The sequence below is a fragment of the Enterococcus sp. ARL09-542 genome (assembly GCF_005234805.1).
Taxonomy (GTDB): domain Bacteria; phylum Bacillota; class Bacilli; order Lactobacillales; family Enterococcaceae; genus Enterococcus_D; species Enterococcus_D gallinarum.
This window is the reverse complement of the sequence record NZ_QPQX01000010.1, coordinates 24806-39330: the sequence shown is the minus strand read 5'-3', so window position 1 is coordinate 39330 and position 14525 is coordinate 24806. Positions and strand designations below refer to the sequence as shown.

Genomic DNA, 14525 nt, shown 5'->3' with positions numbered 1-14525 from the left:
AATGAAGAATGTTCGACTATATTTGATTTCAGATTCCGTTGGTGAAACAGCACAAAAATTGATTAGTGCCGTTTCCGCACAATTTCCTACGATCGATCTATCCGATATTCAACTGTATCCTTTTACAAATGATGAAGAGAGCTTATTGGAAATCTTACAAGATGCTTTACTGGATAAATCGATTGTTGTGACGACGCTTGTTAACAAAGATTTAGTGAAATTTGTCGAAGCCTTTGCTAAACGCACCGGTCTTCAACATGTCGATTTCATGACGCCATTGATCTCAGTAATCGAAGCAACCGTCGGGCTACAAGCAGTTCAGGAACCTGGCGCAATCCATCGTTTAAATCAAGAATACTTCAGTCGTGTTGCTGCAATGGAGTTTGCAGTGAAGTATGATGACGGCAAGGATCCTCGTGGTTTTCTCGATGCTGACATCGTATTGCTCGGTGTTTCCCGTACTTCCAAGACACCGTTAAGTCTATATATGGCTAATCGTGGTTACAAAGTGGCTAATCTGCCTTTAATACCTGAGGTCGCTTTACCCAAAGAGATCAATCAAATCGATCCCAAAAAAATGATCGGGCTCACTACAAATTCTGACTCACTCGTCGAAATACGCCGTTCTCGACTGGCTTCATTAGGGTTGAAAGAAACTACTAACTACACAGAACCAAGCCGGATCGATGATGAACTAGCCTATGCGAATCAATTATTCCAACAGCTAGGAATCAATGTAATCGATGTCAGCAAACGGTCGATCGAAGAAAGTTCGATGTTGATCGAAGAATTTTACAAAAATAATGCCTATGCACACTGAAGATCAATTAAATGATTTCATTGAGATTATCAATTTAGAGGCGATCCAGCAGTTACCTAAAGCAACCGAACACTTTGTCAGTGATCTGCACGGTGAATATGAAGCTTTTGATCATATCTTGCGCAATGGTTCAGGCAGCATTCGGGAAAAAGTCGAAACATTGTTTCAATACTCACTGACAGCTGCTGAGAAGACCGAGCTATGTTTTTTGATTTACTATCCAAAAGAAGTATTGCAAGAAAAAGACTATCCGCATGAGGATTGGATCCAATTAATGACTCAACTGGTCAAAGTGGCTCGTTTTACTTCCAGCAAATATACGCGGTCCAAAGTTCGAAAAGCTTTACCAAAACAATTTGCTTATATTTTAGAAGAATTGCTGTATCAATATGACTCGGACTTCAACAAAGAAGCCTATTATAAAGCGATTTTTGATAAGATCATCGACTTATCCTTAGCGCCTCTATTTTGTGAACAGCTAGCATTTTTGATTCAGCGTTTTGTCGTTGATCACCTACATGTTATTGGGGATATTTATGACCGGGGACCCGCACCTGATAAAATCATCGACCGGCTCATGGCGCTTCCTTCTTTGGATATCCAATTAGGGAACCATGATATTTTGTGGATCGGGAGTTACTGCGGTTCTTTCCCTTGTTTGGCAAGTACCATACGGATCGCTGCACGGTATGGAAATTTAGCATTGTTGAAAGAAGGCTATGGCATCGACCTCTCTAAAGCCATAGCATTTAGTCGTAAACATTATCAAGAAAATAAGGGGTTTTATCCTAAGAAAACTGTTGATGATCTTTCCGAAGAGGAAATTCACGACGCCATGCTTCTCCAGCAAGCCTTTGCAATCATTCAATTCAAGGTAGAGGCCGCTGTGATCAAACGACGCCCCGAATTTCAATTAGCGGATCGTTTGCTATTGGGTAAAATCACAAAGGATTTGCAGATTCAGCTAGAGGATCACTTTGAGCCTCTGATCCATGCTTGCTTTCAATTGGTTGATCCCGAAGCACCCTATCTTTTGACTGATGAAGAGCAAAAAGTACTGGAGGATCTTCTCAAACAATTTCAATCCTCCGAAAGGTTAGCAACCCATGTACGTTTTCTAGTAGAAAAAGGCACGATCTATCAAATTTATAATGGCAATCTACTGTACCACGGTTGCATCCCCTGTCATCCTGATGGTCGCTTCCTTTCAGTGTCCTTTGGAAAAACCTCTTATCAGGGCAAAGCATTGATGGATTTCTTTCAAGAATGTGTAAAACAGAGTTTCGCAACACCAGAAAGGACCGACGATCTGGCGACCGATGTCCTTTGGTATCTCTGGTGCGGAGAAGGGTCTTCTCTTTTCGGTAAAAAATCCATGAAAACCTTCGAGCGCTATTTCATCAGTAATAAACACACGCATATTGAAGAAAAAAACGCCTACTATACCCTAAGAGAAAAAGAAGCATTTTGCCGTCGCTTATTCGCTGCGTTTGGATTAGACTCGACAGGACACATCATTAACGGCCACACACCAGTAAAAGTGAAAAAAGGAGAGACGCCAATCAAAGCCAATGGGCACCTACTGGTAATTGACGGTGGCTTATCCCGCTCCTATCAGGAAGTTACCGGTATCGCCGGTTACACATTGTTATCCAATTCTTTTGGGATGACACTTGCTGCTCACCAACCATTTACAGATCGTCAGACAGCAATCAAGGAGCGGAAGGATCTAATGACGCAAAAGAAAATCATCCTCCGCCAAACCAAACGAATCACTGTACGGCAAACGGATATTGGGAAGCAACTACAAGCAGAAAGTGCTAGTTTGTTCGCAAAAAATAATCCTATCAATAACTGAGACATTCAGTTTACTGATAGGATTATTTTTGATTTCTAAGTAACTTTCTGATTTATTTTTCAGATATCTTTGGAGCTATGAAAAGATTTCAACTTCTCTAATGCTTGTAAAACAAAAATCAGCACTAAAATCGCCAGCGCCAAAAACAACGTCTCCAGTCCTTTTCCTTGTGCCAACAATAACTCACGTAAAATCGCCGTGATACTGATTAGAATCAGATAACGAACAGGAATATGATGTCCTTCTTTTACATACCGCAATAACATCAAAATGATTTCAAGTAAAATAAATAGTGTAGCAATCTCTTCAATCAAAAAGGATAGATCACTGACTTTTGTCAAAGGAATGACATAAGTAACGATTTTATAAATTGCTTCTGCCATCACAACCAATACCAATACAACTAAAATTGCTAACATAATATCGACAACAGCACTGATCAGCTTTTCAAAGTTTTTAAAATATTTGCCCATAGCGCGCCCCCTTTTCACCTCATTATAAGCGAATTTAATGAAATTACTTTGTGATATGCTTGAAAAAGATGCTTTTTTATTGCACAAAATAATCACTCAATACTTCAGCAAATAGATGAATAGTCGTAAGGGATTCGCTGGTTTAAAACTCTGACTATCTTAGCCGAAGCGCTTATCTAAAAAAGGCATCAAATGGTTCTTCTAAAAGAAGTTTTAATGGTTCTGATCCATCCGCAGCATTGGCCGGATCATTACTATCAATCGGTGTATCACCAGCTTCTGTGCTCTCTTCACTTTCGTCAGAAGTAGTTGTGCCTGTACTGCTTGAACTGCTAGATGAAGAGGTTGAACTACTCGTACTTGAGCTGCTGCTAGAGGAGCTCGTCGTTTCGGATGTACTAGTCGTAGTATCAGAATTTGCTGATCCATTATTGGAAGTGCTAGATGCTGTATCTGTCTCCTTCACTACTGCTTCACTACTGTCAGCTATACTTTCTGATTCTGTAGACGGAATGGCCGATGAATCTTCATTTGATTTTGTTCCACTGGTCTGTGCAGTTGTTTCGGAGTAGGAACTGACCCGTGCTTCATAAAAAGTTTCACTGGTTGTTTCCGTTTCAGACGTACTTGTTTCGGCAACCTGCACTGGTGCTTCAGAAGATGGCTCCGAAGAATTGCGCTGGAACGGGGCCGCAACAAAAGCATTTACGTCTTGATCAATTGCCATACTCAACATAATCGTGACAAAACAACTAACGAGTGCTGACTGCAAATTAAATTTCAACTTCATTGCTATCCCTCACCTTCTCTTTATATGAAGTACCGTGCATTTTTTTGAAGAAATGGTTTTCTCCATCTATTATACAAAAAAAAGAAACGAGCAACAAATTAAGAATTCGTTGCAGCAATTGTCCCGTATTTTACAAGCTTAACATCTGAAATACAAAGAAATAACAGCCATTGCAGGGCTGCTATTTCTTTGATTATAAGCCGACCATTTACTGGATGGGATCTTTTTTATAAATTACGCAAGTGATTTGGGTCATTAATTGGTGTTTCGATATCACTATCTCCCATTCGAGGGGTCGGATGAACCGATTCATCAGGCATTGCTGTCTCACCTGTAACAGGCTGATCAATGATCGCTGTATCTGTTTCTTCGATTCGATCGGTTGCGTGATAATCGTAGACTCCTACCACTAAACGATCCTGCTCAAGGTCGTCACGATAGGCAAATAAAGGATCACTCTCATCATCAATCGTCCGATGGTCATAGTCGCCAAATGAGAAAGCATCTTTGATTTTTTCCCACATTGAACGATCATCATCTGATCCTCCAGTCGCTTCTACTTCTGCACTACTTAACGTATCTAAGCCAAACTGCTCGATGATCGTTGCATTCGCAAACAAAACAATGTCGTCTTTGTTGTACCCTTCGTTTCGCAATTGATCAATTGCTGTCAATGCTTCAGCCCGAGTGTCGTAACTGCCAATAATCGTCAGGTTTCTTTTATCCATTTGAAAGCCTCCTTATTTTGTGTACGCGTGAAATCGGTCTATCTTTCAGCACTTGCCTTTTCATTGAAGGAAGTTGCCTACCATTTCATTGTATCTTACTCTGCGAAGGAGACCAAATGGTTTGTTTGCGCTTACGAAAATGATAAGAATCACTGTCTTTATTGGTTCTGCAGTTGCAACCATTCACTGTAAGCATAAACGAACGGACCGATGCCTTTAGCATCATCGTTGACAACTGGCTCTGAAATATAATACTCATAGGAGCCATCTCTGATTTTGTAGTTGCCTTTTCCAGGCATCCCCCCTAAGCCAGCAACTAAACAGATATCTTTCAATGTAAATTCTCCGTTTTTAATAACCAATTTGTGCTTTACAAGAGCGCGTAGGATCGTCTCGCCGATTATTTTATATTGTGAAGGAAGAATAGCTAATCGACTGGCTTTTAGCATCACATAACTCAAAGCAGCAGATCCACTCGTCTCTAAATAATTGTCTTCACCGTCTGGTCTATCTGTTACTTGAAAAAAGAGACTCGTTTTTGGATCTTGATAAGCCATTACTGCACCTACAAGTTCTGTTAAATAGCGCTGCAACTGCTGCTTTTCTTGGAGATAGCCTTCATGGGACAGTAAAACTTCAAGTGTGTCAACTAATGCCATAGCATACCATCCAAGAGAACGAGTCCAAAAGTTTGCGCTACAACCTGTCTTTGGATGCGCCCAAAATGCAGTTCTCGTACAGTCGTATCCGTGATACAGCAATCCTGTTCGCGGATCTTTCATTGACTCCATGACATTTTTGAATTGCCCAATCACATCACTAACATCTGCGGAGTTGCCAAACGTTAGTTGGTATTGGATCGCAAATGGTTGAACCATGTATAAACCATCTAGCCAAACTTGTTGCGGGTAGACCAGCTTATGCCACATGCTTCCTTCCTTAGTGCGCGGTTGCAACAAAACTTGCCGATACAGATTATCTAGAGCCTTGCGGTATTTGCTTTTCTTAGTGATTGCATATAACTGAAACAATAGTTTTCCTTCATTGATTGCGTCACAGTTATATTCTTTTTCATCGTACCCCAATGGATTCCCTGCCTCATCAATATAGTGATCAATAAAGGTTTCAACAAACGCAAGATAATTCTCGTCTTGTGTTGCATTAAACATGTATTGGATCGCCAGAATCATGCAGCCATCGATATAACTCCAACGGATTGGATGATTGGCTAATCGAGCCTCTTGATTCCAAATAGGTGCTTCTGGCGAAGAATGTGCGATTACTTGATCCAAAAATTGTCTTATTTCTTCCAACTATTTTCTCCTTTACCAATTCTTAACTTTGTATGTGTAGATGCCTCATGCCCTCCTTCTTTGCCAAACAGTAGCGGCAGGCAAATGAAGAAACAGCTGGCTAGTTTGCATAAAATCTCTCGTTGAAAAATGACTGCCACTGGAACATTTTTGCGATATTTATCTGTTGAAACGATCTGCAGCTGAAAGAATGCTTTTCCAATCGTCTGCTGATTTTGCATGAATGGATATTGCAGTGCAAAATACATAACACACATCAAACAAATCGCAATCAAAACAGCAACAAAGTCATTATTGATGACCCGACCGATTAGCGGAATTCCTCCTACAAAGATAAGAAATATGGTTAAAATCCCTAAAACAAAATCAACGATTTGTGCGAGAATTCTTCTGATCAACATATGACTACTCTTTACTTCCTGTAGAAGCAACGCCATCAATAAAGTACCGTGATCCCATAAAGAAAATTGCGATCATAGGTAACAGCCCCAAACAAGAAGCAGCGAATACTCTCCCATAGGAGACCATTGCTTCACCGTCTAATAATTGTTTCAATGCTACTGATAGAACCGTTTTATCTGAACTATTCAAATAAATCAATGGTCCTTGGAAATCATTCATGCCCCACATAAAGCTTAGCAAGGCAACGGTAATCAGAATTGGTTTGATTACGGGAATGATGATTTTGAACAAAATCTGAAATTCATTACACCCGTCCATCACTGCCGCTTCATCTAACTCTCTAGGAATTGTTCGCATAAATTGAATGATCATAAATACAAAAAACGAAGAACTAGCAAAAATATCCGCTACATAAAGGCTGGCAAAACTATCCAAAAGTCCCACCTCACGGTACAACAGATACAGTGGAATGCGAAAAGCCAGTTCTGGCATCAATAATGTAACGATCACGGCACCAAAGACAAATTTTTTCCCTTTAAACGATTTTCGTGCAATCACATAGGCGGTAATCACACAAGATAAAACTGTAAAAATCGTTTTTGGAATCAAAAATTTCAGTGTATTCCCAAAGAAAAACCAGATAGAATGGTCTCGCGTCAACTGCCAAGCATCGGAAAAATTCGTTGTAACCACACGGTCACTTGGCGGGAAAATACTCAAGCTACCAAAAATGTCCCGGTTCTCTTTAAACGCAGAACCAATCATCCAAAACAACGGATAAATCAAGATAATCCCCACACCAATCAATAATCCATAACGAATGATTTCATTCATCCGTCTTCGAGATTTACTCATTTCCATTATTCAGCCCCCTTAATCATTATAAAATACCCACCGATCAGATGACTTGAAAATAATAACCGTAAATATACCGATGATCACCAACAAAATCCATGTTAGTGCACTCGCATAGCCATAATTCCCATTTTGAAAGGCTTGATCATAAATATAAAGATTCAAGAAATAAGTCGTCTTATTTGGTCCACCTTTAGTGATTAAATACGCGGAGTTAAACTCTTGAAACGCTTTGACTAATACATTTACGGCGTTGAACAAAATTACGGGGGTAATAATCGGTACAGTGATATTGAACAGTTGTCTTATTTTTGAAGCCCCATCCATTTCTGCCGCTTCATAAACTGTTTTAGAAACACCTTGCAATGCCGATAAGAAAATCAACATGGTCGAACCGAATTGCCAAGTTTTTAAAATAATCAGGGTAAAAATCGCGAACTTTGGATCTTTTGTCCAGTTAATGGCGACATCGTTTCCGAGTGTAAAAACACTCAACACCATATTCACAGGTCCGTTGACATCAAAAAGCATGGTCCATAAAATTGAAACAGCTACATTTCCTCCTAAAATAGAAGGAATATAATAAGCGGTACGAAAGAAATTGACTCCCTTAAGCTTAAAATTCAAGATGGCTGCTACTGCAAAAGAGACAATGATAACTGCTGGGGTACCAATCAACACATATTTGATTGTTGCAAAGAAACTCGCAGTAAACGTATCGTCTTTTGTAAAAATCTCTAGATAATTTTGTAATCCGACAAACTCCGGATCACCTAAAATCGGATATTCTAACAAACTGTAGTAAAAAGAAATAATGATTGGGTAAACTTTAAAGACTAGGAAGCCAATGATCCATGGCATGAGCATGCAGTAGATCACCCAATTTGTTCTTTTCATTTTTTTCAACATCGCATTTGACTCCTTTACCTTCTAAATGAACGCCCAGATACTAATGGGTTACTTCCAGACATTCTCACTCATGTCCAATTTTATTTCGGAAAAAGAAGGGTACGGGACGTAGCTAAGTCTCGCATTCCTTCTTGTTGCTTCCTATTCTTGGTAATACTTATCAAGTGCTGCTTGCTGTTTCTCAATGAATTGCTTCGCAGCTTCCTCCGACGTGAACTTTCCTGTCCGAAATGCCTCGTAAACCGTATATCTTTCTCCCCGCACATTTTCGTCTTCAAAGTATGGATCTAACACCGTTTGTTCATAGTCATCCAATTTGGCGTACCCTTCAGCCACAGCACCTTCGACTAGTTGATTCGCTACTTGCAGATCGTAACAAACTGTGTTGCTTGAAATACCCAAAGAATCTCCGGCAGCCTTCACCGCTTGCTCATTGGTAAACAAGAACTCAATAAAAGTGGCTGCTGCTTCAGGATGTTTCGAATTTTTTGAAATTGCGTAGCCAAAATTTGGTTTCACATAGATACTTGGTTTAGAGTCAGCATCGACTTGCAAGAAATCTCCTACAACTAACTCATCTAACCCGTCGCCGCCTTTGTATGAGTTTGTCCATTTCGCCAGTGAGTTTGCCCACTCATAAACAGAGCCTGCATTGCCTTCTACCCATTGAGGATTTGATTCCGTATCGATTGGGCTTGTTTGCTCAAAAGTCGGCAGTGCACCAGCATCTTCCAATTCTTTATATCTTTCAAGCACTTCTTTCACTTCAGCCACACTATAGTTGACTGTCCCAGCGGTCTGCATGATCTTCCCTGTATAGTTGTAAAGCATCTGAGCAATAAATAGATCTAATGAGAACTCTCCCACATTGAGATATGCGTACTGATTGTCTTCACCAGTTGGCGTATTCCCTTTCGCAATGACTTCTCCCGCTGCCAAAAGATCATCATAGGTCGTTGGCAGTTCCAACCCATTGGCTTCATAAAGTGCTTGGTTCATCAAAGGAACCCGACCGGTCATTCCGTGGGGAACCGCGGCTTGTTCACCACCCACTTGCATCGCTTCTAAATAAGAACTTTCCCAATTGTCTAGCGTCAAATAGTCACTGACCTCATTCAAGTCCATAAAGATATTCTTGCCCTTCCCGAATGAAAAGAGCCAATTGTAATTCACTTGCATCACGTCTGCTTCAGTTTTACCGGATAGCTGAGTCAATGTCTTTTCTTGCCATCCATCCCACGCACCATACTCTGTGTTAACCGTGATATGCGGATATTCCTCTTCAAAAAGAGCCACCACATCTTGCATCGCATCATGGCGATTATCCGCTCCCCACCAAGCAAACTTAATCGTCACTGCTTCTGCATCTTTTGTTGAACCACTGCTGCCAGAACCAGTAGTGTCAGGCTGAGATCCACACGCTGCTAGAACTAAAGTGCTAAAAAGACTGGCAACCAATATCTTCTTTTTCATCTGATTATTTCCTCCTCCATAAAATGCACACGTTTACAATTTTTCATTTATGTATCCGCTTACTGATTTTATCGGACAAAAAATGTCTCAGCAATAGACAAGCAAAACTTGCACAAAAAAGTGACGTAATATCCGCGAACTTGTACAATATTGACTTTTTTAACAGGAAAATAATCCTCCTTTCATGCCTGTGCAAAGATGAGTGACTATTTAGAAATTATTTTTTTCTCGCAGACTTTCTTTGTATGCAATTTGTTTCTTGCGGTATTGCAAAGGGGATGTCTCTGTATATTTTTTGAACACACGGTTGTAGTAGGTAATGTTGCTGTATCCACTTTTTCTCGCTATTTCAGCAATATCCCAATCTGTATCTTCCAGTAATCGCTGAGACTGACGGATTCGTTGAATGTTGGTATATTCAGTGATGGTGTAGCCTGTTGCACGCTTGAAGATACGGCATAAATAGGATTTGTCGAGATAAAAAGACGAAGCGATTTGTTCCAATGAATGAATCGATGCATAGTTCCGACGAATAAAGGCTGCAATTTGATTAACTAGCTCGCTTTGTTTTCCCAAACTTTCTGCCGGTTCATCAGAAAGCCCCCTGAAGTTCTTGATCCGCTGAATAAAAATAAAAAGTTCGATTAATTTTGTTTCGACCATTACCTGGTAATTGTATTCTTTGTGGATCACTTCATCTGCGATTTTCGCTAAGAGCGTTTGTACGTAAGAGCGATCCGCTGGCGGAATCTGAATGATACCATGATGTTTTAAAAAAAAGGTCTCCAGATCTATTCCCATGGATTGAGCGATTCTTGGAAATTTGCTGGCTTCATAGAGAACGAGTACACGATCATGATAAATATACTTTCCTGAGAATGTATTGTGGACACAGTCGGGGTGAATCATAACCAATGTACCAGGTTGGATTTTATAGGTTTTTTCTCCAATCAAAAAATAGCGGTTCCCTTCTATAAAATATTGGATTTCGCATTCAGAATGCCAATGCTTCACCATATTGTAGATACTATCTCGTCGTGAGCGATCAATCGTCAATCCGTTCATCATCCCACTATAAACAATCGTCTTCATACTCTCCACTCCTTTCTTTGTTTTCTATTTTACCTAAAAAATAGGAAACTCCATAGGGGGGACGGAACCAAAATCTGCTTGGATTCTTTGACAGAGGTAAACAGAATGATTCTAAAAGACCATTCAAAAATAAATCTATCTTCAGCGATTTTTATTACGAACAAACCAGCAAAAAAGCATTACCCGATATCACGAATGTGTATCGGGTAATGCTGATTGATTTTCTTTTGAGTTGCATGAAATCAGGTGTCTCACTATTTCACGATCAATTTTTGACCAACATAAATGATATTATTGGACAAGCGATTCCATGAAGTGATTTGGTCAATACTACTACCATACTTTTGCGCAAGAGACCACAGACTGTCCCCAGATTTAACGGTATGATATTTAGTCGAAGAACTATTATTGGCAGAACTATTACTTGAAGAAGCATTTGTCGCGGTCTTCGTAAGATAGGCACCACTGACCCAGCCTTTGCCAGAAACATAGTACCATTTGTTATTCCCATTAACACTAGTACCATTTTTGACGGCTGTTGCTGTCACGGTACTGCCTTGGCTCAATGAACCAACGATGCTGCCACTTGTCGATGCTGTAGAACGAATATTCAATGTCGCGGTCGTTTTCATCTTTTGATTGATCGAATCACCTGTATTCGATGTATTCGACGATGAGCTAGAGTCACTCGTTAAATACGCGCCGCTGACCCAGCCTTTGCCAGAAACATAGTACCATTTCGTATTGCCATTGACACTAGTACCATTTTTGACGGCTGTTACTGTTACGGTGCTGCCTTGGCTCAATGAGCCAACGATGCTGCCATTTGTCGATGCTGTAGAACGAATATTCAATGTCGCAGTCGTCTTCATCTTTTGGTTGATTCCAGTATTGGCAGTATTATCATTTGTATTGCCTGATGTTGAACCAGAATTTACTTCTGTTAAATACGCGCCGCTGACCCAGCCTTTGCCAGAAACATAGTACCATTTCGTATTACCATTGACGCTCGTTCCTGTTTTGACTGCCGTTGCTGTCACAGTGCTGCCTTGACTCAATGAGCCAACGATGCTGCCACTCGTCGATGCTGTAGAACGAATATTCAATGTCGCAGTCGTCTTCATCTTTTGGTTGATTCCAGTATTGACAGTATTATCATTTGCATTGCCTGATGTTGAACCAGAATTTACTTCTGTTAAATACGCACCACTGACCCAGCCTTTGCCAGAAACTTTATACCAATTTGTATTGCCATTGACGCTCGTTCCTGTTTTGACCGCAACTGCCGTAAAGGTTGTATTCGCAGTAAGTGAGCCGGTAACTGCTGCTGTAGTAGACGCATCTGAACGGATATTCATAGATGCAGTCGTTTTCATTTGCTTTTGAATCGCGTTTTCTCCTACAGGGGTCTCAACATTATTCATGTCACCGTTCCCAGCGGAACTGCCGCTATCGTATTGAGTTAAGTTATACGTTGCAATAAGATTGTTCAATTTGCTGGCATAGGAAGTATCAGTCGCATAGCGTCCTTGCAGCCATGCCGTTGCTTCTGTATATGATCTCGTATTGCTCTTCCAAGCACCGCTGTAATAATAGCTACCGGCAGCAAAACTGGTATTTCGTAAGACATACGCATTATCTTGGAAAGATTCTCTTAAAGATGGATATTTGCGGAACTTCGCTATAATTTGATAATAATTGCCCGAACCATTATCTTCCAATGTTGCCATTTCGACATACTGCCCATTATAACTTCCTTTGATTCCAAACATATTGTTCGCTTGGGTCGTCAAAGTCGAAGTACCCCAGCCGGATTCTAGGATAGCTTGTGCAATCATCACTGATGCATAGAGATCATTAGCGGCAGCTACTTCTGTTGCATAACCACTTGCTTTCGCAATAAATCCACTCGTATCAGCACGTGCTGAGAAGATCGAGGTTCTTGCTAACGCAGGTGCAGCAACAATTGGCGTCTCAACGACCGCTGTATCTTCCGTGATAGTTTCCTGTGGCGTTGCCGTTTCCTCTGTCGAAATCGTCTCGTCAGCACTGCTTTGAATGCTGTCTCCAGTTGAATCAGTGGAGCTATTTCCTCCAGATACTTGATTTTCTGTGATCTCTGCTTGGTTTTTTGCATCATCTGAAGTCGCTGTTTCTGCAGCTAAAACCAAATTTGGTGCAATCGTTGAACCGGCTACCACAGTTGTAGCCATCGTCAACCCTTTTTTTGCTAATAATGAACGCTTCAATCGTTTTTCTAAACGGCGTCTTTCTTTACGAATCGTCATTTCATGCCTCCCAACAAACATAGTCTCTTTATTTTAACATTTTTTTAATAAAGGTACAAAAGGGGGTTTTTTCTTACCCTGTTTTCTCTTCAAAACCTGATCATTTATCTAGAGATTCAATAAAGGCCTTACGCCCTATGGTGTTAAAAACTGAAATAGTAGTAAATAGACAGAAACACCCAACATGAATCGGCATCTCTGTCTATTTTACTTATAATTAAACTATCTCCATCGGTACATGTTCTCTTCTTGCTTCTGTTAATGTTAAGTTGAAAAAATAGCGCACGACTCAATGATAAAAATCAAAGCGGCCTTTTGCTAACACTTCTTTAACCCCACCAGTTAGGAACAGGGAGCGGTCCATGATGGCTTTTTTGACAAATGATGCTGGATAACCTTTTACAGGCATTTTACCCACCAAACCAAAGGCATGCGTGTTCCCAATAGAGGCTACAGATCCTAAAGATTCAAAATGAAAGTCTTCCGTTTTTTCACCTTTAATCAAGTGTAGACAGTTTTTGGCAGCTTGATACCCCATTTTCAAAGCAATCTGTGCTGTCGTTGGATAAGGGCGATTTGTTGCAGGATCCATCACAGCTGAAACATCCCCTACTACAAAAACATTACTGTGCTCTGGATCACTTAAATCTTGGTTGACCATCACACGTCCACGGCGAGCCGCATAATTTGAATCTGCCATGACATGGCTTCCACTGACACCTGTTGTCCAAATGATCGTTTTAGCAGACAATTCTTCTGTAGCACCCGTTTCAGCATCCGTTTGATAAACAACTACTCCAGGCTTGATTTCTTTGATTGGTTTTCCTGTTAGAAATTCAACACCCCATTTTACCAAGTTATTGATTCCATAGGCAGACAGATTTTCATCAAACATCGGTAATAATCGCGTAACTGCTTCTACACAAAAGAGTTTGATTTCTTCTGATTGGACACCTGCGATCTCAGCAAATTCCTTCCGATTTTCCACTAAAGAACCTAAGAGTTCTACTCCAGTGAATCCCGCCCCACATACGACGATTTTCAATAAATCTGGATCTTGTGTTTTTTTGTATTCTTTCATTTGTTTCAATAAATGATGATAAATAGTTTCTGCTGAATCAACATCTACCATTTCCAATGCGTTTTCATTAACACCTGGGATCCCAAATGACTCAGATTCAAATCCTAATGCTACGATCAAATAATCATAGGAAAGAGATGTTTGATCCGTAAACATGATCCGTTGACTTTGACGGTCAATCGTTGCAACTTCATTTTGTAGGAAAGTTGTTTTTTGTGGTCGTACCACATCAGCGATATCGTAACTAATTCGCTCTCTTGGCTGCGTTCCAGCAGCCACTTCATGCAAATCTGTCGCTTCATAATGGTAGTCATTCTTATCTACTAATGTAATATGAAAATCACCTTTTGATCCTTGTAATACATGCAATGCTCGCAACCCTGCGTAGCCTGCTCCTAAAATGACAACTTCCTTCATTTCCTATTACTTCCTTTCTTCCTTCA

Annotated in this window: 13 protein-coding genes; 2 read left to right on the top strand and 11 right to left on the bottom strand. The window is 40.4% G+C overall.

Annotated features, from left to right (window positions below; genetic code table 11):
- The first annotated feature begins 1 nt into the window (after nt 1).
- On the top strand, nt 2-820 hold the full coding sequence (locus DVW06_RS11410) for a pyruvate, water dikinase regulatory protein (protein WP_003129026.1): 819 nt from the start codon (nt 2-4) through the stop codon (nt 818-820).
- Nucleotides 804-2678, top strand: a complete 1875-nt coding sequence (locus DVW06_RS11405) for a fructose-1,6-bisphosphatase (RefSeq protein ID WP_086269317.1) — start codon at nt 804-806, stop codon at nt 2676-2678. The genes DVW06_RS11410 and DVW06_RS11405 overlap by 17 nt, the downstream gene beginning before the upstream one ends.
- A 59-nt stretch (nt 2679-2737) precedes the next feature.
- On the opposite strand, the gene DVW06_RS11400 is transcribed toward DVW06_RS11405, so the two are convergent.
- From DVW06_RS11400 to DVW06_RS11350, 11 genes are all read right to left on the bottom strand, one after another.
- Nucleotides 2738-3151: a phosphate-starvation-inducible PsiE family protein gene (locus DVW06_RS11400; RefSeq protein WP_005473005.1), complete on the bottom strand. Its 414-nt coding sequence runs from the start codon at nt 3149-3151 to the stop codon at nt 2738-2740.
- A gap of 172 nt (nt 3152-3323) precedes the next feature.
- On the bottom strand, nt 3324-3941 hold the full coding sequence (locus tag DVW06_RS11395; protein WP_003129023.1) for a hypothetical protein: 618 nt from the start codon (nt 3939-3941) through the stop codon (nt 3324-3326).
- A gap of 227 nt (nt 3942-4168) precedes the next feature.
- Nucleotides 4169-4669 (bottom strand): general stress protein, encoded by a 501-nt coding sequence (locus tag DVW06_RS11390; RefSeq protein ID WP_003129022.1) that lies wholly within the window; start codon nt 4667-4669, stop codon nt 4169-4171.
- Between the two features lie 158 nt (nt 4670-4827).
- Complete coding sequence (locus DVW06_RS11385; protein ID WP_005473009.1) at nt 4828-5982, bottom strand: glycoside hydrolase family 88/105 protein; 1155 nt, start codon at nt 5980-5982, stop codon at nt 4828-4830.
- A complete protein-coding gene (locus tag DVW06_RS11380; protein WP_003129020.1) occupies nt 5970-6383 on the bottom strand; it encodes an RDD family protein in 414 nt (137 codons plus the stop codon). The genes DVW06_RS11385 and DVW06_RS11380 overlap by 13 nt, the downstream gene beginning before the upstream one ends.
- Before the next feature lie 4 nt (nt 6384-6387).
- Nucleotides 6388-7245 (bottom strand): carbohydrate ABC transporter permease, encoded by an 858-nt coding sequence (locus tag DVW06_RS11375; RefSeq protein WP_003129018.1) that lies wholly within the window; start codon nt 7243-7245, stop codon nt 6388-6390.
- Nucleotides 7246-7257: 12 nt separating this feature from the next.
- Nucleotides 7258-8148: a carbohydrate ABC transporter permease gene (locus tag DVW06_RS11370; RefSeq protein ID WP_005473010.1), complete on the bottom strand. Its 891-nt coding sequence runs from the start codon at nt 8146-8148 to the stop codon at nt 7258-7260.
- A 141-nt stretch (nt 8149-8289) separates the two neighbouring features.
- A complete protein-coding gene (locus tag DVW06_RS11365; RefSeq protein ID WP_003129016.1) occupies nt 8290-9621 on the bottom strand; it encodes an ABC transporter substrate-binding protein in 1332 nt (443 codons plus the stop codon).
- Between the two features lie 210 nt (nt 9622-9831).
- Complete coding sequence (locus tag DVW06_RS11360; RefSeq protein WP_005473018.1) at nt 9832-10713, bottom strand: AraC family transcriptional regulator; 882 nt, start codon at nt 10711-10713, stop codon at nt 9832-9834.
- Nucleotides 10714-10967: 254 nt separating this feature from the next.
- Entirely contained in the window at nt 10968-13001 is a 2034-nt protein-coding gene (locus DVW06_RS11355) for an SH3 domain-containing protein (protein WP_137264682.1), read from the bottom strand.
- Nucleotides 13002-13290: 289 nt separating this feature from the next.
- Entirely contained in the window at nt 13291-14499 is a 1209-nt protein-coding gene (locus tag DVW06_RS11350) for an NAD(P)/FAD-dependent oxidoreductase (protein ID WP_003129009.1), read from the bottom strand.
- Nucleotides 14500-14525: the final 26 nt, after the last annotated feature.